Source organism: Erythrobacter tepidarius, from assembly GCF_002155695.1.
Classification (GTDB): domain Bacteria; phylum Pseudomonadota; class Alphaproteobacteria; order Sphingomonadales; family Sphingomonadaceae; genus Erythrobacter; species Erythrobacter tepidarius.
Genome location: NZ_MUYJ01000007.1, coordinates 174,821 through 196,632, shown reverse-complemented (window position 1 = coordinate 196,632; position 21,812 = coordinate 174,821). Strand labels below are relative to the sequence as shown.

19 protein-coding genes, 2 tRNA genes, 1 other RNA gene and 3 pseudogenes are annotated in these 21,812 nt (G+C 64.5%); 15 read left to right on the top strand and 10 right to left on the bottom strand.

The window, feature by feature from the left end; all coding sequences use genetic code 11:
* Positions 1 to 17: 17 nt before the first annotated feature.
* A pseudogene (locus BZF61_RS08885) lies at positions 18 to 296 on the top strand (integrase core domain-containing protein); the annotation flags it as partial.
* 29 nt (positions 297 to 325) lie between these two features.
* Here BZF61_RS08885 and BZF61_RS08880 read toward each other — a convergent pair.
* From BZF61_RS08880 to BZF61_RS15580, 4 genes and pseudogenes are all read right to left on the bottom strand, one after another.
* Positions 326 to 1,514: pseudogene (locus tag BZF61_RS08880) on the bottom strand (IS3 family transposase).
* Between the two features lie 261 nt (positions 1,515 to 1,775).
* Positions 1,776 to 3,014, bottom strand: coding sequence for a PepSY-associated TM helix domain-containing protein (locus tag BZF61_RS08875; protein WP_211276746.1), 1,239 nt, complete (start codon positions 3,012 to 3,014; stop codon positions 1,776 to 1,778).
* Complete coding sequence (locus tag BZF61_RS08870; RefSeq protein WP_086618590.1) at positions 3,014 to 5,140, bottom strand: TonB-dependent siderophore receptor; 2,127 nt, start codon at positions 5,138 to 5,140, stop codon at positions 3,014 to 3,016. Before BZF61_RS08870 ends, BZF61_RS08875 begins: the two co-directional genes overlap by 1 nt.
* Before the next feature lie 67 nt (positions 5,141 to 5,207).
* Positions 5,208 to 5,390 (bottom strand): hypothetical protein, encoded by a 183-nt coding sequence (locus tag BZF61_RS15580; protein WP_143736969.1) that lies wholly within the window; start codon positions 5,388 to 5,390, stop codon positions 5,208 to 5,210.
* A 66-nt stretch (positions 5,391 to 5,456) separates the two neighbouring features.
* Between BZF61_RS15580 and BZF61_RS08865 the strand changes: the two genes are divergently transcribed.
* The 4 genes and pseudogenes from BZF61_RS08865 to BZF61_RS08850 all read left to right on the top strand — a co-directional run bounded on the left by BZF61_RS08865 (position 5,457) and on the right by BZF61_RS08850 (position 9,202).
* Positions 5,457 to 6,176 carry a helix-turn-helix transcriptional regulator gene (locus BZF61_RS08865; RefSeq protein WP_143736967.1) on the top strand — a complete coding sequence of 240 codons (720 nt, stop codon included), beginning with the start codon at positions 5,457 to 5,459 and terminating at the stop codon, positions 6,174 to 6,176.
* Positions 6,177 to 6,278: 102 nt separating this feature from the next.
* Positions 6,279 to 8,273: pseudogene (locus tag BZF61_RS08860) on the top strand (TonB-dependent receptor).
* Complete coding sequence (locus tag BZF61_RS08855) at positions 8,171 to 8,560, top strand: hypothetical protein (protein ID WP_086618585.1); 390 nt, start codon at positions 8,171 to 8,173, stop codon at positions 8,558 to 8,560. Before BZF61_RS08860 ends, BZF61_RS08855 begins: the two are co-directional and overlap by 103 nt.
* Positions 8,561 to 8,869: 309 nt before the next feature.
* On the top strand, positions 8,870 to 9,202 hold the full coding sequence (locus BZF61_RS08850) for a site-specific integrase (protein ID WP_086618584.1): 333 nt from the start codon (positions 8,870 to 8,872) through the stop codon (positions 9,200 to 9,202).
* 68 nt (positions 9,203 to 9,270) lie between these two features.
* Here BZF61_RS08850 and BZF61_RS08845 read toward each other — a convergent pair.
* Positions 9,271 to 9,347, bottom strand: a tRNA-Pro gene (locus BZF61_RS08845).
* A 113-nt stretch (positions 9,348 to 9,460) separates the two neighbouring features.
* Here BZF61_RS08845 and BZF61_RS08840 point away from each other — a divergent pair.
* The 5 genes from BZF61_RS08840 to BZF61_RS08820 all read left to right on the top strand — a co-directional run bounded on the left by BZF61_RS08840 (position 9,461) and on the right by BZF61_RS08820 (position 14,373).
* Entirely contained in the window at positions 9,461 to 10,429 is a 969-nt protein-coding gene (locus BZF61_RS08840; protein WP_086618583.1) for a thymidylate synthase, read from the top strand.
* 100 nt (positions 10,430 to 10,529) lie between these two features.
* Positions 10,530 to 11,825, top strand: a complete 1,296-nt coding sequence (locus tag BZF61_RS08835) for a 3-methyl-2-oxobutanoate dehydrogenase (2-methylpropanoyl-transferring) subunit alpha (RefSeq protein WP_086618634.1) — start codon at positions 10,530 to 10,532, stop codon at positions 11,823 to 11,825.
* Positions 11,822 to 12,874 carry an alpha-ketoacid dehydrogenase subunit beta gene (locus BZF61_RS08830; protein ID WP_086618581.1) on the top strand — a complete coding sequence of 351 codons (1,053 nt, stop codon included), beginning with the start codon at positions 11,822 to 11,824 and terminating at the stop codon, positions 12,872 to 12,874. The genes BZF61_RS08835 and BZF61_RS08830 overlap by 4 nt, the downstream gene beginning before the upstream one ends.
* An 8-nt stretch (positions 12,875 to 12,882) precedes the next feature.
* Positions 12,883 to 14,178: a dihydrolipoamide acetyltransferase family protein gene (locus BZF61_RS08825; protein ID WP_086618580.1), complete on the top strand. Its 1,296-nt coding sequence runs from the start codon at positions 12,883 to 12,885 to the stop codon at positions 14,176 to 14,178.
* 118 nt (positions 14,179 to 14,296) lie between these two features.
* Positions 14,297 to 14,373, top strand: a tRNA-Asp gene (locus BZF61_RS08820).
* A gap of 72 nt (positions 14,374 to 14,445) precedes the next feature.
* Here the strand turns inward: BZF61_RS08820 and BZF61_RS08815 are convergent.
* The 5 genes from BZF61_RS08815 to BZF61_RS08795 all read right to left on the bottom strand — a co-directional run bounded on the left by BZF61_RS08815 (position 14,446) and on the right by BZF61_RS08795 (position 16,271).
* Positions 14,446 to 14,670 (bottom strand): DUF2842 domain-containing protein, encoded by a 225-nt coding sequence (locus BZF61_RS08815; RefSeq protein ID WP_086618578.1) that lies wholly within the window; start codon positions 14,668 to 14,670, stop codon positions 14,446 to 14,448.
* Positions 14,670 to 15,251, bottom strand: coding sequence for a 5-formyltetrahydrofolate cyclo-ligase (locus tag BZF61_RS08810; protein ID WP_086618576.1), 582 nt, complete (start codon positions 15,249 to 15,251; stop codon positions 14,670 to 14,672). Before BZF61_RS08810 ends, BZF61_RS08815 begins: the two co-directional genes overlap by 1 nt.
* A gap of 159 nt (positions 15,252 to 15,410) precedes the next feature.
* Positions 15,411 to 15,583: non-coding RNA, 6S RNA (gene ssrS / locus BZF61_RS08805), on the bottom strand.
* A gap of 10 nt (positions 15,584 to 15,593) precedes the next feature.
* The gene (locus tag BZF61_RS08800; RefSeq protein WP_086618574.1) at positions 15,594 to 16,049 is read right to left on the bottom strand and encodes a cell division protein ZapA; all 456 of its coding nucleotides are present in this window, start codon (positions 16,047 to 16,049) and stop codon (positions 15,594 to 15,596) included.
* Positions 16,050 to 16,055: 6 nt separating this feature from the next.
* The gene (locus BZF61_RS08795) at positions 16,056 to 16,271 is read right to left on the bottom strand and encodes a hypothetical protein (RefSeq protein ID WP_086618573.1); all 216 of its coding nucleotides are present in this window, start codon (positions 16,269 to 16,271) and stop codon (positions 16,056 to 16,058) included.
* A gap of 236 nt (positions 16,272 to 16,507) precedes the next feature.
* On the opposite strand from BZF61_RS08795, the gene tkt reads away from it, so the two are divergent.
* The 5 genes from tkt to BZF61_RS08770 all read left to right on the top strand — a co-directional run bounded on the left by tkt (position 16,508) and on the right by BZF61_RS08770 (position 21,730).
* Positions 16,508 to 18,484, top strand: coding sequence for a transketolase (gene tkt / locus BZF61_RS08790; RefSeq protein ID WP_086618571.1), 1,977 nt, complete (start codon positions 16,508 to 16,510; stop codon positions 18,482 to 18,484).
* Between the two features lie 15 nt (positions 18,485 to 18,499).
* Entirely contained in the window at positions 18,500 to 19,507 is a 1,008-nt protein-coding gene (gap, locus tag BZF61_RS08785; RefSeq protein WP_086618569.1) for a type I glyceraldehyde-3-phosphate dehydrogenase, read from the top strand.
* A 130-nt stretch (positions 19,508 to 19,637) separates the two neighbouring features.
* A complete protein-coding gene (locus BZF61_RS08780; RefSeq protein WP_086618567.1) occupies positions 19,638 to 20,843 on the top strand; it encodes a phosphoglycerate kinase in 1,206 nt (401 codons plus the stop codon).
* 3 nt (positions 20,844 to 20,846) lie between these two features.
* The gene (locus BZF61_RS08775) at positions 20,847 to 21,275 is read left to right on the top strand and encodes a nuclear transport factor 2 family protein (RefSeq protein WP_086618565.1); all 429 of its coding nucleotides are present in this window, start codon (positions 20,847 to 20,849) and stop codon (positions 21,273 to 21,275) included.
* A gap of 2 nt (positions 21,276 to 21,277) precedes the next feature.
* Positions 21,278 to 21,730, top strand: a complete 453-nt coding sequence (locus BZF61_RS08770) for a PaaI family thioesterase (protein WP_086618564.1) — start codon at positions 21,278 to 21,280, stop codon at positions 21,728 to 21,730.
* Positions 21,731 to 21,812: the final 82 nt, after the last annotated feature.

Sequence of the window (21,812 nt, the reverse complement as noted above, 5' to 3'; positions counted from 1 at the left end):
AGGATCTACGCTGAGAGGACCCCGCCCTCAAGGCCTCGGGCTGCGACTGCGCGACGGTGCTGCACAAGCCCAGACTGCTCAGCGATAACGGTCCCAGCTACATCGCTGGCGAACTAGCGGAATACATCGAGGCCAACAAGATGAGCCACGTGCGCGGTGCGCCGTGCCATCCCCAAACCCAAGGCAAGATCGAGCGCTGGCACCAGACCCTGAAAAACCGCATCCTCTTGGAAGACTACTTCCTGCCCGGCGACCTCAAGGCCCAGATCGAAGCCTTCGTCGAATTCTACAACCACCGCTGACCTGCCCCCCGCTGATCCCGCAGTCATAACGAGAGTCCGCCGGTTTGATATTCGTGCACGCCCGCCGGCACAAGCGCGCCGAGTGGGACGCCTCCATCATGCAGGAACGCCCGGCGCGCTTGTGCCGGCGTTCGGTTCCCCAGGGATGAGTCGGCCTGACATTGTTGTAGTCGTAGCGCCAGACAGCCAGCTTGCGCCGGGCATCGGCGAGGCTGTCGAACAGCTCCTCATTGAGCAGCTCGTCGCGCAGCGATCCGTTGAACGATTCAATGAACGCGTTCTGCTGCGGCTTGCCCGGATCGATGTAGTGCCATTCGACCCGGTTCTCGCTCGCCCACTTCAGGATTGCCCGGCTCGCAAACTCCGTCCCGTTATCGCTGACGATGCAAGCCGGTTTGCCATAGAGCCGCACCAGCGTGTCGAGTTCACGTGCGACCCGGGCACCCGAGATGCTCCTACCACCCAGCACGCACAGGTTCTCCCGGCAGGCGTCATCGTCGATCGCCAGGATAGGCAGCCTGCGCGACGCGCCGAAGGTGTCGGCCACAGATTCGAAGCGGAGCGGAGAAGGGCGCGCAGCGCCCAACTCCATCGACCAGCGATCGTTCGGACGCAGCGGCACAGGCATCGGCGTGCGGCTGCCGCGTGCCCGCTTGCGCCCGCGCCGCCGCCGCACCGACAAGCCCTCTTCGCGATACAACCGGTAGAGCTTCTTGTGGTTCATCACGTGCCCCTTGCGTTCGAGCATGACGCCCACGCGCCGGTAGCCGAACCGGCGGCGCTGAGCGGCGATCTCGCGCATCTCCTCGCGGATCTCGGCATGGTCTGGAGGACGTTCTCGCCTGGCTCGGCTTTGGGCGATGCCCCCGGCATGGCCGTCGCCTGCGCTCTTGGGGTCGACGCCAAGCAGCCCGCAGGCCCGGCGCTGTAAGATCTGCTAATCCCGCATCACGCCGAGCGCCACGTCCCGTCTCTGGCCTGGCGTCGCCAGACTTTTCCCAGGAGATCCTTGAGGATCGCATTGTCCAGCACGCTCTCGGCCAGCAGCCGCTTGAGCTTGCTGTTCTCCTCCTCGAGCAACCGCAACCGCCGCCCCTCCGATACCTCAAGGCCGCCAAACTTGGCCTTCAGCTTGCAGAAGGTCGCAAGGCTCAACCCGTGCTTGCGGCAAACCTCGGCGGTCGGCAGTCCGGCCTCCTGCTACTTGATCATGCCGATAATCTGCTACTCGGTGAAACGACTCTTCCTCATTCATCTGCTCCTTCGCTCAGGGCAGACTCTACATCAAATCGAGCGAGCCAGCGGGGGGAGCAGGTCAGATCTGACCACGATGCTCGCCAAAAGTGGTGGAGTTTTTCAGACTTTCCCTATGCGGCGGGCAGCGTACGGACAATCGCCAGCATGATCCACGCCGACTGGAGGGTGTGCGCGAACATCACAAAGACGTTCCCCGGCGCTCTGTCGGGGCTAAGCTCAAGACACTTGCCAAATCAGCGTTGGCAGCAGGGCGAAGCCAATCAATATCAAGAGGGCGGACACCCATCGCCAGCGCGGCAGATCGCGCCACATCCCGGCGAATGCCTGCGCAAGGCGCGCCTCGTGTCGGCGTTCGCCGGCGATGCGCAACGAATAGATTGCTGCGCCTGACAGCGCCAGGCCGGTAAGGAGCAGGCCGAACAGGAACCACGGCACCTTGGTCCAGTAGCCGCCGAAGTCACCAAAATGCAGCGGATCGGCCATTTCGCTGATACGCTGATGGACATTGAGATTGCGCCCATCGGTGGTCAGCAGCACCTTGGCGCTCGCGGGATCGACCCAGACGGCGTTGGAACGCGGACGCACCAGAATAGCCTTATAGTCGCCGTGCAATTGCAGCACCGGGCTTTCCGTGCCGGGCAGGATCACGCGGCGGACCTCGAGGCCCGGATATGCCTCAAGGGCGGCCGCAAATGCCGATTCCAACCCTGACGCGACCGGTTTTGCAGGCACTCCGGCTTCGACTTCAGGATGCGGCGGCGCATCGAGACCGAGGCTTTCGACGAAATACCACACGCTGGTGAGCGAAATCAGCGCCACGAACCACAGCGACCAGACCCCGGCCAGCCGGTGGAAGTCCCCCCACCATGTGCGCGCATCGCGGCTGCGCAGCGGCTTGGTGAAACCGCGCCACCACTTCTTGTAGACCACCAGCGAAGTGACGAGGCTAGTGAGGAGAAGAACACCGAGAAAGGCGACTATCGGGACGCCGATTTTGGTCGGCAGATTCAAATGCCGATGCATGTTGCGCAGCACCCGCTGCGCGCCCACCCACGGCCCTTGGCCCTGAATTGCGCCAGTTGTCGGGTGAGCATGGAGATAGAACAGATCGCCGCCTGCGTCCTTCACTGTCACCTTGACCGCAAAGGCCGAGGCCGTCGGCGCCTCCATCGACCACACCTCGGCCACGCCGGGATGGCGTGCTGCATTCTCTGCGATCCGCGCCCACGCCACCGGACCCTCGGCGCTGGCCGGAGCGACCCTGAGGCTGGGTTGCAGCAGCCAGTCGATCTCGTGGCTGACCACCGCCAGCGTCCCGGTGAAAATGATGAATGCCATGAACAGGCTCAGCTTGAGACCCACCCATTGGTGCACCGTCCACCAGATGCGCGACGTCTTGCGCTTCTTGGCCGTGCGCGCACCCACCAAACCGGCAAGATCGCGCGCCATGTCCATCAGAAGGCGTAGCCCACTTCAAGGAAGATCGAGCGCGGCTCGCCCGGGAAATGCCCGGTGCGGTCGATGAAGCCTGACACGGCATAGGTCTTGTCGAACAGGTTGTCGACCCGCAGCATCGCGCGGATCGGCCCAACTTCGTAGATCAGCGAGGTATCGAAGATCATGAACGGACGCACTGGCTGTCCGGACAGGCTTACCTGCTCCGAGACGTAGTCGCCGCCGAAGGCCGCAGCGATCCCGATGTCGGGGATCTGGTAGCGGGTCCAGATGCCGAGCTGGTGTTTGGGCGCATTGGCGAAACGATCGCCAACGCGGTTGAGGATCCCGCCCCCACCGTTGTCGCCAGTGATCTTGGTGTCATTATGGGCATAGGCGACTGTCAGTACCCAGTCCGGGGTGATGTCTGCGGCAAGATCGAACTCGATCCCCTTCGATGTGACTTCGCCGAAGGCAACGAAGTCATCGACTCCGTCATTGCCAACGTCGCCGCGCGGATCGACCTGAAGGATGTTGCGGCGGCGGATCTGGTAGGCGGAAAGCGAGGACTGGATGCGGCCGCCCATCAGCGCTGTCTTGATCCCGCCCTCAAATATGTCGCCGGCAGTTGGCGCGAAGGGGCCGCCCGCCAGCGGGTTCTGCACGCTCGGGTCCTGCGGTTCGAAGCTGGTGGCATAGTGGCCGAACAGCGAGATCTCGTCTGTCACGCGGTAGACGATGCCGCCGCGATAGGTGGTGGCCTCATCCTCGAAAACGATGCCGTCGGAATCGTCGTGGAAATTGTCCTGGCGGATGCCGCCGGTGATGATCACCGGGCCCACGGTGAGTTCGTTGAGGAGGTAGAAACCGGTGCGGCGGCTGTCGGTGTTGAAGATGCTGAACGGCCCCTGGTTGTAGGTCGCCGGGTCCGACTGGCCATAGACCGGATCGAGCAGGCTGAGCGGGCTGGGCAGGCCCGCCACCACCCGGTTGCGGCCGCGCAGGCTGCGCCCGGCGAAGATCTCCTCGCCGTTGAAGTGGTCGAACCCCGCCAGCACCCGGTTACCGACATCGCCGCCGAGATCGAAGGCATAGACGGCGTTGCCGCCAAAAGACCAGGATTCCTCGTCGCGGCGCTGGTCGCGGAATTCGCGAATGGTGGCATCGCGTATGCCGTCGCCATCCGAATCGAACAGACCGCGCGGTTCATGGTAGTTCTGCACCTCGGTCGCGTCATTGTAGCGCATCGTCGCATCGAGGGTCAGGCCCGGCAGCGGCTCGGCCTCGATCCGCGCCTGCAGCACGTCCGAACGCAAGTTGAGGAAATCACCCGGCTCGTTGTGGTTCCACCGCCGGTCCGCGAGGAAATTGCCGTCATCGTCGGTCGGCACGCCCCGCAGGCGGCTGGCGTCGAGTTCCTGGTCGTAGCGAGTCGCCTGGAGGATCACCGTTACCGGGCCGGGGCTCCATGACACGCCGCCATCGGCGATCAAGGTGCGTGAGGCAGCGTTGAAGCGGAACAGGCCGCGATCCTCGTAGAACAACCCGCCGCGCGCGGCGAAGCCCCCGCCAAGCGAGCTGTTGACTTCAGCCGAGCCACCGATGCGGTCAGCATTCCCGACGATCCCTCGAACGTCGGCGCTAAAGGGCTTGTCTTGCGGTTTCTTGGTGACGTAGTTGAACAGCCCGCCCGGCGCGCCGGGGCCATAGAGCATCCCGGAGGGGCCTTTCAGGAACTCGACCCGGTCGAGGTTGAACAACTGCGGCACCGAGAATCCGGCATAGGGATCGCCGCGCAGGCCATCGAAGAAGATCTCCTCCTGCCGGAAGCCGCGCGCGGTCACGCCGGCGTAGCTAAAGAAGCTCACGCCCGAAATGTTGCGGTAGATGTCCTGCGCATCGCGCGCGCCCTGATCCTGGATCAGCTCGCTGGTGATGACGGAGACATTCTGGCTCGAAAGCAACGGCTCGGTGGGCAGCTTGGTCGAAGCGGTGGTTTCAACCCGGTAGAGCTTCTGCGCGCGGCCGGTAACGATGATGTTGTCCGCTTGCTGCTCTTCGGCAGCGCGCTCAGAGCGTTCGAGCCCAGCTTCGCCGGATGCAGCTTGCGCGGAAAGCTGGGCAGGCGTGGCGGCAGCAGACAGCATAAGAAGCCGAAAGCAAGATTGGCGAGCAGCCGTGGAAGTCCCTTTTGAGAATCAATCTCAATAGCCATTAGACATGCCATTCATGCAAATCAATCGCATTAGCATTTTCTGTCGAAGGTCCAAGGCGGTTGGTCAATTTTGCTGGTGTCCGCGCGATTCTTTGGAAAAAATATTCTGCCCGATGGATGGAAACTGGACCGAGGCGATTGGTGCCATCAGCGGCGGCGCGACCGAACAGGCTGCGTGCCATCCCTCTGGTTCTGCCTACTGACAATCGAGCGGGGTGAATCCCCAAGGGCTTGAATACCAGGCCGACTTGCCCGCGGGGCTTCATTTCGCCTGTGGCCTCACCCCGGGGATCGAGAGTGTCGCGCCCTTCGGAAAGATGGCTGTCACCGGTTCGGGCGCGACGCTGGTCATCTGCACGGCCCCGGTCACGATGACGACCATCCTCGCCCCGGGCCAATTCCACTCGGCCGGATTGTCGGCGCAGCCGTCGCAGCTCGACGGGTTCGGCCCGCTGGCGGACTTTGCCCGTCGTCAGGGCGATGTCTGCATGGCGCTTGCAGGCGTGCCGCGGTCTTTCATCGCGCGCCTTTCCATGCCGATCGATCCGTGGTTCCAGGGCACCGCCAGGGACATGGCGCGCGAGGCGCGGGCGCTCGAACTGGTCGCGGTGGTCGAGGAAGCGCTGTGCCGTCCGCGCCCTTCGGATGCCGACGCGCCGCGCTCCCGCAGTCTGGCGCGCGAGGCTTGTGCACTCATAGAAGCCGAGTTCACCCGCCCACTCTCCATCGCCGCCCTCGCCCGCCGGACCGGATGCAGCCCGCGCATCCTGAGCGAGGCTTTCCGGCGCGAATTCGGCATGTCGATCGGCGGTTACCAGACCCGCTTCCGTCTGGACGAGGCTGGTCGGCTGCTGCGGCAGGGAATCCGCCCGACCGAGGTTGCCTATCGGGTGGGCTATTCCCCCGCCCACTTCGCCACCGCCTTCAAGCGCCAACACGGGATCGCCCCGAGCCGCTGGCGAGACTGATTGCCTAACAGCCAAAGCAATTGCCCGGTTGCGAAAGTCACGGCTGTTGATGTTATGTTGTTACATCTATAGTTGCGACTTGTTCGCAATTATGGGGTTCCCATGGCTCAACGCTTGATCCTTGCCGCGCTACTTTCTGGCGTCGCACCCACGGCCGCGCTGGCCCAGTCACCGCCGCCCGAGCCTGAGCCGGAAATCACGAGGGACGGGATCATCGTCACCGCCACGCGCCAGCCTTCGCCGCTCGCCGATACCCCGGTGGCAGCAACGGTGCTGACCGAGCAATTCATCCGCGATGCCCGGATCGACAGTCTGCGCCAGATCGACGACCACATTCCCAATGTGCAGTTCAACCAGACCGGGCAGGTCGGCGGCACCTACGTCACCATCCGTGGGATCGAATCCAACCCCCTCATCGTCAACCGCGCGGCGGTCTATGTCGATGGCATCCCCTTCCGCAAGCTGCAAGAACAGACTCTCGGGACAGTCGAACAGGTAGAGGTGCTGCCCGGGCCGCAGGGCACGCTTTACGGCGCCAATACCGAAAGCGGGTTGATTGTCATCCGCACCCGTCAGCCGAGCGATGCCTTCGAAGGCGAAGTGACGGGCTCGGGCTTCGGCTTCGGCAATGGCATCGGCGGCGACGTGCGCCTCGCGATGGGTGGCCCGCTGATCGAGGACCGGCTGACGGCTTCGATGGTGGCGAGCTATTCCCACGCCGATTCCTTCGTGCGCAACATCGGGTCTTCGATCGGCGAGGAAGGCCAGCTGAGCGAGGCCTTCGTACAGGGCAAGCTGCGCTGGACCCCGTCGGCGGCCGTCACGCTCGACCTGCTGACCCAGACCTCGATCCTGCTCGCACTCGGTCTTTACGAGCAGGAATTCCTGCCGATCGACCGCAATATCTATAACCGCAACTATTCGCAGGCCTTCAATGGCGGCAGGCAGGCGGGACGCTTTACCCTCATCAATGACGCGCCCAAGCGCACGGCGGAGGACGAGGTTCTGCTGGCCGGCAACCTTAATGTCGATTTCGGCGGGGCGGTGCTCGATTTCAACGCTTCGTGGCGGCAGCTTGACGTCAAATCGCAAGGCACCGACCTCGATCTCACAGCCCTTCCCGGCGCGGCGGGGGCGAACATCGACGACGAGACCTTCTGGAACGTCGAAGCCCGCCTCGCGTCACCTTCCGGCGCGCGCATCCAGTGGGTGGCGGGGCTCAACCACTATCGCAGCAGTGAAGGTCAGATCCTGTCGACGCTGGCAGGGCCGGGCGGGCTGGATGACTATGTCCCGGCCCCGCTCCAGACCACCCGTTCACGCGATTATGCCGTGTTCGGACAGGTCACCGTGCCGCTGCTCGCCAATCTCCGCTTCACCGCCGGCGACCGATACGAACGGGCCGAGCGCGACAAGGTGCAGGAGGCGGGCGTGCTCGACCTCGGCCCCTTCGGCCAGTTCCAGTTCCCGGCGGAAGACCTGTCGCGCACCTTCGAGGAGTTCCTGCCCAAGGCCTTGCTCGATTGGCGGGTGGACGAGGCGTTGCTGGTCTATGTCTCGGTGGCCAAGGGGTGGATCCCCGGCGGGTTCAACCTTGGGGCTGCCAGCAGCGCCGTCACCCGCGATTTCAGCGGTTTCGGCGCGGAGACGCTGTGGAGCTACGAGGCCGGAGCCAAGCTCGAACTGCTGGACAAGCGACTGCTGGTGTCAGGGGCGCTGTTCCATATCGATGCGAACAACTGGCAGGAATTCAACGTGCTGGTGAACGATTAGGGTCAGGCGATCTCGACCAACCTGATTACCTCGGATGCCAATGTCCGCAGCCGTGGCTTCGAACTGGAAGTGACCGGCAAGCCGAGCGCGACGCTCGAACTGGCCGCGTCCTTCGGCTATGTCGACAGCACCTATAACGATTACCGCTTCTCCGCGACGCAGGATTTCACCGGCAACCGGGTGCGCCTGGTGCCGGAATACGACGCCTCGCTGTCAGCCTCGTGCGGCCCTGGAAGGGACTGTTCCTGCGCGGCGAGGTGGCGGCGTCAGGCAACACCCCGCTCAATCCCGAAAACATCGCCTTTCAGGATGCGGTGGTGCTGATCGGCGGGCAGATCGGATGGGAGACCGAGCATTGGTCGGCCCGCCTATATTTCGAGAACCTGACCGACGAACTGGTGTTCAACACCAATTTCTTCGCCAATTTCGCTTTCGGCAATGATGGCACGCTCTACGCCCGCGTCACCCCGCCGCGGGTGGTGGGCCTGCAGCTGAATTACAGGTGGTTGGTGCACAGGACGGGAGACGGCGCGGCAACTTTTCGCATCGGAAGCCGCCATTCGCCTATCCACTCAGTTCCAGCCATGAGCGTGGCCAATGCGCGATCCTGAAAGCTGGTTAACGGCTTCCGGCGGAATCAGACATTGCCGTTGATGCTCGGGAAAGACCGGGTCTGGGTCGGGAGCCGTCGCTGCTCAGCGCGGGCCGCAAATGGCGGCTCTGCCGCACCTCGGCAAAATTCCTGCCATTCCGAAATCGACCCCGTTCCGGTCATTGCGCCCACCTTAAGCATGTGACTTGCACTTAATGTTACGCACCGCTCCGTGTGGCCTTCGGGTTGGGTGCAAAGGTAGGCGTGCCGCGTCGTTGCAAAGTGCTGATTCGATCCGAACCGTCCGGCATTTTGAGCAAACGAGAGAATGATTCGCATATCGCTTGAATTAAATCGCGAAGCCCTTAAGACCGCCGTCGCTGGGCGACAGAGCCAATGGGTGATCGAGCACGGTGTCAAACGGGTCGCCAGCGTGAAGAAGGCGTTCCAAGCTGCCAGCGAGCGCTCGGACATCCATGTCACCCCTTACACGCTGCGGCACACTGGCGCAGTCTGGGCCGCCGAGGCAGGCACCAGTATGGCGGCGCTGGCTCAGTTCATGGGTCACGACGACAGCGTCACGACCGTGAAGCACTACGCAAGGTTCACGCCTGACTATCTCGCCAACGTGGCGAAAGCGATCACGAGAAGAACCGCATGAAGGTTCAATTTGTGGCTTGGGCCCCTGCCTGTAGTCAAAGGAAAATCCCTGTTCTACAAGGCGATGATTGGTCGGGGAGAGAGGATTCGAACCTCCGGCCCCTGCCTCCCGAAGACAGTGCTCTACCAGGCTGAGCTACTCCCCGACCGTGTCAACTCCGCAACGGGAAGAACCCAGGTGCGGATCGAGGCAAGGCGGGCCCTATAGGTGTGGATGAGCACAGTGGCAAGCGGGCAATTGCAGCTTATAGTCCCATTCATGGCTAGCGCTGCGATTCCCCTTTCCTCTGACGCTTCTCCCCATCCCGAGCAGCAATATCTCGAACTGATGCGGCAGATCTGGGAGACCGGCAGTGAGCGGATTGATCGCACCGGAATCGGCACGCGCTCGCTCTGCGGGGCGATGCTGCGATTCGATCTGGCCGGAGGCGCGATGCCGCTGCTCACCACCAAGCGGGTTTACTGGAAGACCGCGACCCGCGAGCTCTTGTGGTTCCTCACCGGTTCGACCAACATCCGCCCGCTGGTGTTGCAGGGCGTGAAGATCTGGAACGAATGGCCTCACGCCAATTACGTCCGCCAAACCGGCGATCCAATCAGCTTGGAAGATTTCGTCCGGCGAATCGCCGAGGACGAGGCCTTTGCCGTCAACTGGGGCGATCTTGGCCCGGTCTATGGCAAGCAGTGGATCGACTGGCCAACCTATCGTTACCGTGCCGACGGCCTTTACGAAAAGGGCGAGGGCATCAATCAGGTGGCGCGAGTGATCGAATCCCTGCGCACGAACCCCGGTAGCCGCCGCCACATCATCGAGGGCTGGAACGTCGCCGAGCTTGACCGGATGGCCTTGCCCCCCTGCCACAAGACCTACCAGTTCCACGTTGCCGGCGAAGGCGTGGACGCCCGGCTCAATTGCCTGCTTTACCAGCGCAGCTGCGATGTCGCGCTCGGCCTGCCGTTCAACCTGTGGTCGGCGGCCCTACTGACGGCGATGATCGCGCAGCAGGTTGACATGCGGCCGGGCGAGCTGGTGTGGATGGGCGGCGATGTGCACCTCTATCTCAACCACGCGCATCTGATCGAGGAGCAATTGCAACGTCGGCCGCAAGGCCAGCCGAGGCTTGAGATCATCCGCAGGCCTGAAACCATTTTCGATTACCGCATCGAGGATTTCGCGGTGCATGATTACGCGCCGCTGCCTGCGATCAGGGCGCCCGTTGCGGTCTGAGCGCTGACCTTGACCGTTCTCGCGTGTTGAAATAAAAATACACTTCCAAGCAATGATTGCACCCAACCGGACGGGTGCCAGCAAGGGGGAGAGCGCCGCGATGGCAGGACCTGCGAAACCGGCCGATACCAACCGCCCGGCGCTCGCGCTGCATGTGCCCGAGCCGAAATGCCGGCCTGGCGACAAGCCGGACTTCTCGCATATCGACATCGGCACGGCGGGTGCGCAGCCGCGTCCCGACGAAAGCGTGCATCCCGCGCAGATTCAAGATTTGGCCTTCAGCCTTATTCGCGTGCTGGGCGAGGATAATCAGGCGCATGGGCCTTGGAACCCGCGGCTCGATCCTCAAACCCTGCGCACCATGCTCGGCCACATGGCCATGGTGCGCGCCTTCGACGAACGCATGTTCCGCGGCCAGCGGCAGGGCAAGACCAGCTTCTACATGAAGTGCACCGGCGAGGAAGCGACCTCGATCGCACCCGCGATGGCGCTCGCCAGCGACGACATGGTGTTTCCCTCCTACCGCCAGCAGGGCATCCTGATCGCACGCGGCTATCCTTTGATCGACATGATCAACCAGATCTATTCGAACAAGGCCGACAAGCTGAAGGGCCGGCAGCTGCCGATCATGTATTCGAGCCGCGAGCACAGCTTCTTCTCGATCTCCGGCAACCTTGCCACCCAGTGCCCGCAGGCGGTGGGCTGGGCGATGGCAAGTGCAATCCGCGGGGACAGCCGGATCGCGGCAAGCTGGGTGGGCGAGGGCTCGACCGCCGAGGGCGACTTCCACTCGGCCTGCACCTTCGCGGCAGTATACAACGCTCCGGTAATCCTCAATGTGATCAACAACCAGTGGGCGATTTCGAGCTTCAGCGGCTTCGCGGGCGCCGAGCGCACCACCTTCGCCGCTCGCGGGCTGGGCTATGGCATCGCCGCGCTGCGGGTTGACGGCAATGACGCTCTGGCCTGCTATGCCGCCGCCGAGTGGGCCGCCAACCGTGCCCGCGCCAATCACGGCCCGACGCTGATCGAATACTTCACCTATCGCGCCGAGGGCCATTCGACCTCGGATGACCCTTCTGCTTACCGCTCGGCGCAGGAGCGCGAGGAATGGCCGCTGGGCGATCCTGTCGCCCGGCTCAAGAAGCACCTCATCGCGATCGGCGAATGGGATGAGGCGCGCCATGCGGCGATGGATCTGGCATGCGCCGAAACCGTCAAGGCCGCCACCAAGGAGGCCGAGAAAAACGGCATCCTTGGCCACGGACTCCATCACCCGTTCCACACCATGTTCGAGGATGTCTACGAGGAGCTGCCCTGGCATCTGCAGGAACAGGCGGAACAGGCGATCCGCGAGCGCATTGCCAAGTTCGGCACCGAAAGGCCCTTCGGATGAGCGAGGATCTTGCCCCCCCGGCCGAAGCTCAGGCCGAACGCCGCCTCAACATGATCGAGGCGATCAACGAGGCGCTCGACATCATGCTTGCGCGCGATCCCGACGTGATCGTCATGGGCGAGGATGTCGGCTATTTCGGCGGTGTGTTCCGCGCCACGGCCGGGCTTCAGGCCAAGTATGGCAAGACCCGGGTGTTCGACACGCCGATTTCCGAATGCGGCATCATCGGCGTGGCGGTGGGGATGGGGGCCTATGGGTTGCGTCCCGTGCCGGAGATCCAGTTTGCCGATTATATCTATCCCGGCCTCGATCAGCTGATCTCCGAAGCTGCGCGTCTGCGTTACCGTTCGGCGGGCGACTACATCGCCCCGCTGACCGTACGCTCGCCCTTCGGCGGGGGCATATTCGGCGGGCAGACCCATAGCCAGAGCCCGGAGGCGCTGTTCACCCACGTGGCAGGCCTGAAGACCGTGGTTCCGGCCACGCCCCACGATGCCAAGGGGCTGCTGATTTCCGCCATCGAAGATAACGACCCGGTGATCTTCTTCGAGCCCAAGCGCATCTACAACGGGCCATTCTCGGGCTACTATGACAAGCCGGTCGCGCCGTGGAAGACGCACCCGGATTCGATCGTTCCCGAGGGCTACTACAAGGTGCCGCTCGGCAAGGCGCGGGTGGTGCAGGAGGGCGAGGCCTTCACCGTGCTTGCCTATGGCACCATGGTTCATGTCGCTGAAGCGGTGTGCAAGGCCAAGGGTGTCGATGCCGAAATCCTCGACCTCAGGACGCTGGTGCCGCTCGACATCAATGCGGTCAAAGCCTCGGTGGAAAAGACCGGGCGTTGCCTGATCGTCCATGAGGCGACCCGCACCTCGGGCTTCGGTGCGGAACTGTCGGCGCTCGTGACCGAACACTGCTTCTACCACCTCGAAGCCCCGGTCGAACGCGTCACCGGCTTCGACACGCCCTATCCCCACAGCCTCGAATGGGCCTATTTCCCCGGCCCCGTCCGCATCGGCGAGGCGATCGACAAGCTCCTCAAGGACTGACACGCATCATGGCGAAGTTCACATTCAACATGCCCGACGTGGGCGAGGGCGTTGCCGAGGCGGAAATCGTCGAATGGCACGTCAAGGTGGGTGACCGCGTGGAGGAGGATCAGCACCTTGTCGATGTGATGACCGACAAGGCGACGATCGACATCGAAAGCCCGGTGGCGGGCGTCGTCACCGCGCTGGCGGGCGAGGTGGGTGACACCATCGCCGTCGGAGCAGTGCTGGTGGTAATCGAGGTCGAGGGCGAAGTGTCCGGCGCGCAAGCCGAAGCCGCCGCAGCCCAGAGCGAGGACGATATGTTCGACGCGCCGATGTCGGAACAAGTGGCCGAGCCGATCGCGCTCGAAACCCCCGATGCGTCCGACGTTGACGATGCGGTTGCCGCCGCGCCCGCCCCCGCTCGTGCACCTGAATCGCGCGCAGCGGCCAAGGTGCTTGCCAGTCCCGCCGTGCGCCAGCGCGCGAGAAATCTGGGCGTTGATCTTGCGCAGGTTAAGCCCGCCGCTGATGGACGCGTGCGCCATGCCGATCTCGATGCCTTCCTCGCCTACAACGCCGGCGGCGGATTTGCCGCTGCGGGCAAGGCGCGCGGCGACGAAACGATCAAGGTCATCGGCCTTAGAAAGCGCATCGCCCAGAACATGGCCGCGGCCAAGCGCCACATTCCACATTTCACCTATGTCGAGGAATGCGACGTCACCGACCTCGAAGACCTACGCGCGCAGCTCAACGCCGCGCGCGGGGATCGCCCCAAGCTCACCATGCTGCCGCTGTTGATCACCGCGATCTGCAAGGTGATCCCGCAATTCCCGATGATCAACGCCCGCTACGATGACGAGGCAGGCGTGGTGACCCGCTATGGCAGCGTCCATCTCGGCATGGCGACGCAGACCGGCAGCGGGTTGATGGTGCCGGTGATTCGCGATGCGCAGAGCCGCAACCTGTGGCAGCTCGCGCGCGAGATCGGTCGGCTGGCCGAGGCAGCGCGCAGCGGCAAGGCGACGTCGCAGGAGCTTTCCGGATCGACGCTCACCATCACCTCGCTCGGCCCCTTGGGCGGGGTAGCGACCACGCCGGTCATCAACCGTCCGGAGGTCGCCATCCTTGGGCCGAACCGGATCGTCGAGCGCCCGATGTTCGTTGCCGACGGCATGGGCGGTGAGCGCATTGCCAAGCGCAAGCTGATGAACATCTCGATCTCCTGCGATCACCGTGTGGTCGACGGGCACGACGCGGCGAGTTTCGTGCAGGGCGTAAAGCGCCTGCTTGAGACGCCGGCATTGCTGCTGGTCGACTAGGCGGAAAATATTGCATGCGCAGGCAGACAGGGGCGTTGACAGCCCGAACCGACCGCCCTAATGGCGCTGCTCCACGAGCGGGACGGCAGCGCCGCACCGCCCGATGAGGACAAGATGCGCGGGTGTAGCTCAGTCGGTTAGAGCGTCGGCCTGTCACGCCGAAGGTCGCGGGTTCGAGCCCCGTCACTCGCGCCACTTGTTCCGCACAAAGGCCCGCAAGGGCAGCGCAAGGCGGGCTTCAGCCCGCCTTTTTCTTGGACCAAATGGTTATTCTGGCGGGCTCCAGCGCCCGGTATCCATCCAGATCAGGAAACGCCGCAGCGGCAGCAGCCAGATCAGGCCGAGCACCATATAGACTGCCGTCTGCGCCAGCCCTGGCCAGCTGCCGATCAGCGCCGGGACATAACGCGCAATCACCACGCCATAGGCCATCAGGCCGGTGAACAGGCCAAGAATGCCAAGAGGGATCCGCCAGGTCGGGCTGTCGCGCATCAGTTCAGGTGTCCGTAGATCCGGGTCGGGGTGATCACCGCGTCGAGCGCGGCATCATGGGGTTCGGCCGGAAGCGCGTCACACAGCTGCACATCCCACGCCAGCCCAACCGCCAGGGTCGGCCGATGTTCCGCCAGCCAGCGATCATAATGACCGCCTCCCTGGCCGAGCCTTGCCCCTGTGGCGGTAAAGCCCACCAGCGGAACGAAAAGGACGTCGGGCACCAGCGGCTCGGCCCCGGCCCCTGGCTGAAGAATACCGAAAGGGCCGGCTTCGAGATCGCTTTCGCCATAGGGATCGCTGTGGCGGGCGAAGGTCATCGGCGCATCGGCTGCGGCAAAACGGGGCAGGGCAATGCTGTGCCCGGCCTCGTAAAAGAAGCGCGCATAGCCGCCGGCAGGGGCTTCGTAGGCCGACGCATGATAGAGCCCGATCACAGCCTGGTCCCCGATCCGCGCCAGCAGCGGGGCCGGAGGGCGATGGAACAGCAGGCCGCGGGTCGAATCCGGCAGCGCCGCGACATGCGCCTTGCGCGCGGCGCGCAGAATGCGGCGGAGTTCGGATTTGATCGGGTCGGTCATTGCACCGTTAGCGGTAGGCCACGGCCCGCAGGGCCGCAAGGGCGACCGCCCGCCCGCAGGGGGTAGCCCGAAGGGCCGGGCCCCGAAGCCGTCGCAGCCCGGATCGGCGCGGAAAACAAGAACGCCCTCAAGCAGCGAAGCGGTACGGCAAGAAAACGTGGCGGAACCACCATGGGTCGGTTGCGCTAGAAATCCTCTGACGCCTGCAACGTCAGGTGGGCGCCGTGTGCCCGAGCCCTCCGGACGAACCAGCGAGCCCGGACAGGGACAGCTCCCATGGGATTGTTTATAGCCTCAGGGATATTCGATCGGCTCGTGCCGGGCAGTCCCGCCATGTCTTTCTTAGGCGTTCGCTACGGCCGCTTCAAGCGCCGCCGCGCTCGTTTCGGCGCGGGCGGCGAGGGCTTCGAGCCGCTCGGCTAGCAGGGCCGAGGCCTCCGGATCGCCGAACAGATCGCCTTGCGGGCCCGGCGCGGTGGCTGAAGCTGGAGGCGGGCCCTTGCGTGCAGCTGCCAGTTCGGCTTCGAGCTGGGCAATCCTGGCCTTCAGCGCGGCAATTTCTTCGGCTGCCGCAGCAGGATCGGCAGCTGGCATGGCCTTGCGCGCCTCCGCCAGCTCATCGGCAAGGAACAGCCCGGCGAACAGCAGGTTCTGCGCCTCCAACGGCGCGCGTGCCGCTCCGATCTGGGCATATTTCTCGGCGATCATCGCGCCCAGTGCCTCGATATGCGCTTCCTCGCCGTCGGCGCAGGCGATGGAATAGGACTTCGGCCCGATGGTCAGCGTCACAGTGCTCATGGGGGCCTATTCTTCCAGCTTGCCGATCAGACCGTCGAGTTCGCGAAGGGTTTCCGCGACTTGCTCGCGCAGTTTCTCGTGCGCGTTGACCAGTTCCACCACCCGTGCCGAACCGGAGGAAGGCTGCGGGGCCGCCGCCAACAGGCCCTCGCGTGCGGCATCCATCCGCGCCAACGCGGCCTCGATGCGCTCCAGCGCGTGCGCGATGCGGGCAGCATTCATGGCTCAGAAATACCAAGATAGGCTCGTGCGCGCAAAGCCTTGGGGCGGCCTGTTGATAAGTCATGCGCAGCGCCCTACGCCCTGCCTGCGCACGCAAGGTTGACCTCTCCCAATGGCTCGGCAATGGCACAGCCGCAATCGAGGGATCGAATCGCCCGAAGGCCCGGCGGGGCCGACGGTCAGGCTCCGGGCCGCAGCCGCGGATACCGGGGCAGCATCAGGAGACACGCGCGCCCATGACGATCGAACCCGCCCGCCTGCCGCTCATGGCCAATGCCATCCGTGCCCTGTCGATGGATGCGGTCGAGGCGGCCAATTCGGGTCACCCAGGGATGCCGATGGGCATGGCCGATGTGGCGACCGTGCTCTACACCGGCCACCTCAAGTTCGATCCGACCGCGCCGCATTGGCCCGACCGTGACCGCTTCGTGCTCAGCGCGGGCCATGGTTCGATGCTGATCTACAGCCTGCTCTACCTCACGGGCTATGCCGCGCCGACGATCGATGACATTCGCAATTTCCGCCAGCTTTCCAGCCCTTGCGCCGGTCACCCGGAAAACTTCTTGCTCGATGGGGTGGAGTGCACCACCGGCCCGCTGGGCCAGGGGATCGCGATGGCGGTGGGCATGGCGATGGCCGAGCGGCATCTCAATGCCCTGTTCGGGGACGATCTGGTCGATCACCGCACCTGGGTTATCGCGGGCGACGGATGCCTGATGGAGGGCATCAACCACGAGGCAATCGGGCTTGCCGGCCACCTTGGTCTCGGCAAGCTCAACGTCTTGTGGGATGACAACCGCATCACCATCGACGGCGCGACCGACCTGTCCACCTCGGAGGACATCAAGGCGCGTTACCGGGCAACCGGCTGGCACGTGACGACATGCGACGGTCATGACTTCGCCGATATCGAGCGCGCCTTGCAGGAAGCCAAGGCCGACCCGCGCCCCTCGCTCATCGCCTGTCGCACGCTGATCGGGAAGGGCGCGCCGAACAAGCAGGGCACCAGCGGCGTCCACGGTGCGGCGCTGGGCACGGCGGAAGTGGCCGCGGCGCGCAAGGAGCTTGGCTGGGATGCCGCGCCTTTCGAGGTTCCCTCGGATATTCTCGCCGACTGGCGCATGGCGGGCGAACCGGGGCGCCTTGCGCATGGCACCTGGGCGGGGCATCTCGAAGCCAGCCCGCACAAGGCCGAGTTCGTGCGGCGCATGGCAGGCGATCTGCCCGAAGGCTTCAGCCTCGATGCCCACATCGCCGGACTGATTGCATCGCCGCAGAAGATCGCCACCCGCAAGGCGAGCGAAATCGCGCTTGGGGCGATCAACCCGATGCTGCCCGACACGATTGGCGGCAGCGCCGATCTTACCGGCTCGAACAACACGCTGGCGGGCGGGATCGGCACCTTCTCCAAGGACGATTACGCCGGTCGCTACGTCTATTACGGCATTCGCGAATTCGGCATGGCCGCGGCGATGAACGGCATGGCGCTGCACGGGGGCGTGATCCCCTATGGCGGCACCTTTCTCGTCTTCACCGACTATGCCCGCGGCGCGATCCGCCTCTCGGCGCTCCAGCATTGCCGCGTGGTCTATGTGATGACCCATGATTCCATCGGGCTGGGCGAGGATGGGCCGACCCACCAGCCGGTCGAGCATCTCGCCTCGCTCCGGGCCATGCCGAACCTGCTGGTGATGCGCCCGGCCGACGCGGTCGAAACCGCCGAGTGCTGGGAGATCGCGCTGCGCCAGAAAGATCGCCCGACCGTGCTGGCGCTGACCCGCCAGAACCTGCCGCAGCTGCGGCTTGAACCGGGCAAGAACCGCTCAGCCAAGGGCGGCTACCGCCTCAAGGCGGCGGAAGGGCCGCGCAAGGTCGTGATCCTCGCCACCGGCTCGGAAGTCCAGCTTGCCATGGCCTGCGCCGCGCGGCTCGAAGCGCAGGGCATCGGCGTGGACGTCGTCTCGATGGTCTGCACCGAGCTGTTCGACGAGCAGGATGCCGCCTACCGCGCCGACATTCTGCCCGATGATGTGCTGATCGTCTCGGTCGAGGCGGCGAGCACCTTCGGCTGGCAGCGCTACACCGGCGCCAAGGGGCTGAACATCGGCCTCGACAGGTTCGGCGCTTCGGCGCCTGCGGACGATCTGTTTGCCCATTTCGGCTTCACCGCGGACAAGATCGTTCCGCAAATCCTGAACAAGTTGAACGCATAAGCAGGAGTACCTCTCATGGCCATCAAAGTTGCCATCAATGGCTTCGGCCGCATCGGCCGCCTCGTTGCCCGCGCGATCCTCGAACGCACCGATCACGATCTCGATCTGGTCGCGATCAACGATCTGGCCGACGCCAAGTCGAACGCGCTGCTGTTCGCTCACGATTCGGTGCACGGTCGCTTTGGCGGCGAAGTGCGCGCCGATGGCGATGCAATCCTCGTCAACGGCAAGCGCATCGCGGTGACCGCCGAGAAGGATCCGGGCAAGCTGCCCCACGCGGCCATGGGCATCGACATCGTGCTCGAATGCACTGGCTTCTTCCAGTCGGACGAGGCGAGCCGTCCGCACCTTGCCGCCGGGGCCAAGCGCGTGATCATCTCCGCGCCCGCGACCGGTGTCAGCAAGACCATCGTCTATGGCGTGAACCACGAAACCCTGACGGGCGATGACGTGATCATTTCCAACGCGAGCTGCACGACCAACTGCCTCGCGCCGGTTGCCAAGGTGCTCAATGATACCATCGGCATCGAGCGCGGCTTTATGACCACGATCCACTCCTACACCAACGATCAGCGGATGCTCGACCAGATCCACAAGGACCTGCGCCGGGCCCGCGCCGGGGCGGCCAACATGATCCCGACCACCACCGGCGCCGCGCGTGCGGTGGGCCTGGTGCTGCCAGAGCTGAAGGGCAAGCTCGATGGCTCGTCGGTGCGCGTGCCGACCCCGAATGTCTCGATGGTCGATCTCGTTTTCGTGCCGGGCCGCGACACCTCGGTCGAAGAAATCAACGCGGCTTTGAAGGCCGCGTCCGAAGGCCCGATGAAGGGCGTGCTCGACTATACCGACCAGCCGCTGGTTTCGAGCGACTTCAACCACCACCCTGCCTCTTCCACGGTCGATGCGCTGGAAACCAGCGTGATGGAAGGCAAGCTTGCCCGCGTTGTCAGCTGGTACGACAACGAATGGGGCTTTTCCAACCGCATGATCGATACCGCCGGGGTGATGGCGAAGTTCCTGTAAACCCTTCACCTCTCCCGCATCGCGAAGAGGCCGGGGTGGGCGGATGCATCATCTCCCACCCCGCTGCGACTGGTCAGCAAGCTGGCAAGTCTCGCTGCTCTCCCGCAGGCGGAGGGGTCAGGAGATGACAATGCCCAAGTTCAAGACCCTCGATGATCTGCCCGCCGATCTCACCGGCGAAGTCGCGCTGGTCCGCGTCGACCTGAACCTGCCGATGAAGGACGGTTCGGCCACCGACGTGACCCGGGTCGAGGCGGTGAAGCCCACCATTCTCGAACTCGCCGGGCGCGGGGCGAAGGTGCTGCTGCTCGCGCATTTCGGGCGGCCGGGCGGGCAGCGCCACGCGACGATGTCGACCAGCATGGTGATCGGGGATGTCGAGCGGGTGCTGGGCAAGGAAGTGATGTTCATTCCCGAGATCGCCGGGCCGGTGGTGGCGCAGGCGGTCAAGACTATCCTGCGCCCAGGCGATGTCGCGCTGCTCGAGAACACCCGCTTCTGGCCGGGCGAGGAGAAGAACGATCCCGCGCTTGCCAAGGCGATTGCCGCCCACGGCACGCTCTACGTCAACGACGCCTTCAGCGCGGCGCATCGCGCCCATGCGAGCACTGAGGGACTGGCGCATCATCTGCCGGCCTATGCGGGGCGTTCGATGGAAGCCGAACTCAAGGCGCTCGACACCGCGCTCGGATCGCCCGAACAACCCGTGGCGGCCGTGGTCGGCGGGGCCAAGGTCTCGACCAAGCTCGCCGTGCTCGAAAACCTTGTGGGCCGAGTTCAGCATCTCATCATCGGCGGCGGCATGGCCAACACCTTCCTCGCCGCGCGCGGGGTGAATGTCGGCAAGAGCCTGTGCGAGCATGACCTTGCCCCAACGGTTGCGCGGATCATGGACGAGGCCGATCACGCCGGGTGCACCGTGCACCTTCCTTACGACGTTGTCGTCGCAAAGGAATTCGCCGCCCATCCGGCGTCTGTGCGGGTCTGCAACGTCCACGAGGTCGCCGAGGACGAGATGATCCTCGACGTGGGGCCGACGGCGACCGAGGCGCTCGCCGACGTGCTCAAGACCTGCCGCACGCTGGTCTGGAACGGGCCGCTTGGCGCCTTCGAGACGCCGCCTTTCGAGGCCGCCACCGTCGCGCTTGCCCGCACTGCGGCCGCGCTCACACTCGAAGGCTCGCTGACTAGTGTGGCCGGGGGCGGGGACACGGTTTCGGCGCTGGCGCAGGCGGGCGTGACCGGAGATTTCTCCTATGTATCGACCGCCGGCGGCGCTTTCCTCGAATGGATGGAAGGTCGCGTCCTTCCCGGTGTGGCCGCGCTCGAGGCCTGAATCATGGCGGTCAGCGAAGCCGAAATCGAAGCATGGGCGCTCGCCGCGATGCGCGCGTGGGTGGCAGGCGACGTCAAGGCGATGAAGAAGCTGACGCAGCGCGATTTCCTTATGCTAATCGGCAGCACCCCACCACAACTTCTTGACCGGCCTAGCTTTCTTGCTGCAATGGCGCGCGGTTTCGCCTGCACCCGCTTCGCCTTGCGCGAGGTGATCGCGCGCCAGCACCGTGATGCGGCTTGGTTCGTTGCCGGAGCGGAGCTCGATCTGGTGCTGGAGCGGGGGGCGTGGAACGGCGCCTTTCTCGTCTCCGGCTTGTGGCGGCAAGCACGCTGGCCGCGCAAGTGGAAGCTCGCCGATCTCAGTCTTGCCCCGCTCGACCCCGACAAGGAGCGCGCTGCCGAAATCGCCCGGCTGCAATTGTGGAAATAGGAATGAGCGACGCCAACGCATCAGGCTTCGGCCGGCTGACAACCATGGAGGAGGGCGAATTTGCCGGCTGGCAATATTGGCAGGGCGATCCTTACGAGACCCGGTCCGGTCCCTTCTATCACCGCCGGGAGTCGGACGGCGCGATTGTCTGCGCCTTCCGCGCCGAGGCGCGCCACATGAACGGCGGCGGGTTCATGCATGGTGGCTGCCTCCTGACCTTCGCCGATTTTGCCCTGTTCGCGATCGCCACGGATGAATTGCAGGGCGATCATGCCGTGACGCTCAACCTTGCGGGCGATTTTCTCGGCCCGGTCGCGTCCGGTGCGCTGGTCGAGGCGCGCGGGGAAGTGACCCGGGGTGGGGGCAAGACCATCTTCGTGCGCGGCCTCATCACCGGCGATGGCAGCCCTGCGCTCAGCTTCACGGGGATCATCCGCCGCCTTGCCCGGCGGTAATCCTTCGCGGTTGCAGCATGGGCGGAGCGTCGCTAAGGGCCTGGCCAGGGGCTACTGCATACCTATGCAAGAATCCGCAGGG

What these genes read in the sequence shown, in the direction of transcription:
- BZF61_RS08780 (WP_086618567.1), top strand. Translation starts at nt 19,638, where the DNA reads ATGCCCAAGTTCAAGACCCTCGATGATCTGCCCGCCGATCTCACCGGC.
- BZF61_RS15580 (WP_143736969.1), bottom strand. Translation starts at nt 5,390, where the DNA reads ATGGCACGCAGCCTGTTCGGTCGCGCCGCCGCTGATGGCACCAATCGC.
- BZF61_RS08825 (WP_086618580.1), top strand. Translation starts at nt 12,883, where the DNA reads ATGGCGAAGTTCACATTCAACATGCCCGACGTGGGCGAGGGCGTTGCC.
- BZF61_RS08800 (WP_086618574.1), bottom strand. Translation starts at nt 16,049, where the DNA reads ATGAGCACTGTGACGCTGACCATCGGGCCGAAGTCCTATTCCATCGCC.
- gap (WP_086618569.1), top strand. Translation starts at nt 18,500, where the DNA reads ATGGCCATCAAAGTTGCCATCAATGGCTTCGGCCGCATCGGCCGCCTC.
- BZF61_RS08835 (WP_086618634.1), top strand. Translation starts at nt 10,530, where the DNA reads ATGGCAGGACCTGCGAAACCGGCCGATACCAACCGCCCGGCGCTCGCG.
- BZF61_RS08850 (WP_086618584.1), top strand. Translation starts at nt 8,870, where the DNA reads ATGATTCGCATATCGCTTGAATTAAATCGCGAAGCCCTTAAGACCGCC.
- BZF61_RS08810 (WP_086618576.1), bottom strand. Translation starts at nt 15,251, where the DNA reads ATGACCGACCCGATCAAATCCGAACTCCGCCGCATTCTGCGCGCCGCG.
- BZF61_RS08775 (WP_086618565.1), top strand. Translation starts at nt 20,847, where the DNA reads ATGGCGGTCAGCGAAGCCGAAATCGAAGCATGGGCGCTCGCCGCGATG.
- BZF61_RS08875 (WP_211276746.1), bottom strand. Translation starts at nt 3,014, where the DNA reads ATGGACATGGCGCGCGATCTTGCCGGTTTGGTGGGTGCGCGCACGGCC.
- BZF61_RS08770 (WP_086618564.1), top strand. Translation starts at nt 21,278, where the DNA reads ATGAGCGACGCCAACGCATCAGGCTTCGGCCGGCTGACAACCATGGAG.
- BZF61_RS08815 (WP_086618578.1), bottom strand. Translation starts at nt 14,670, where the DNA reads ATGCGCGACAGCCCGACCTGGCGGATCCCTCTTGGCATTCTTGGCCTG.
- BZF61_RS08840 (WP_086618583.1), top strand. Translation starts at nt 9,461, where the DNA reads ATGGCTAGCGCTGCGATTCCCCTTTCCTCTGACGCTTCTCCCCATCCC.
- BZF61_RS08870 (WP_086618590.1), bottom strand. Translation starts at nt 5,140, where the DNA reads ATGCTGTCTGCTGCCGCCACGCCTGCCCAGCTTTCCGCGCAAGCTGCA.
- BZF61_RS08795 (WP_086618573.1), bottom strand. Translation starts at nt 16,271, where the DNA reads ATGAATGCTGCCCGCATCGCGCACGCGCTGGAGCGCATCGAGGCCGCG.
- BZF61_RS08830 (WP_086618581.1), top strand. Translation starts at nt 11,822, where the DNA reads ATGAGCGAGGATCTTGCCCCCCCGGCCGAAGCTCAGGCCGAACGCCGC.
- tkt (WP_086618571.1), top strand. Translation starts at nt 16,508, where the DNA reads ATGACGATCGAACCCGCCCGCCTGCCGCTCATGGCCAATGCCATCCGT.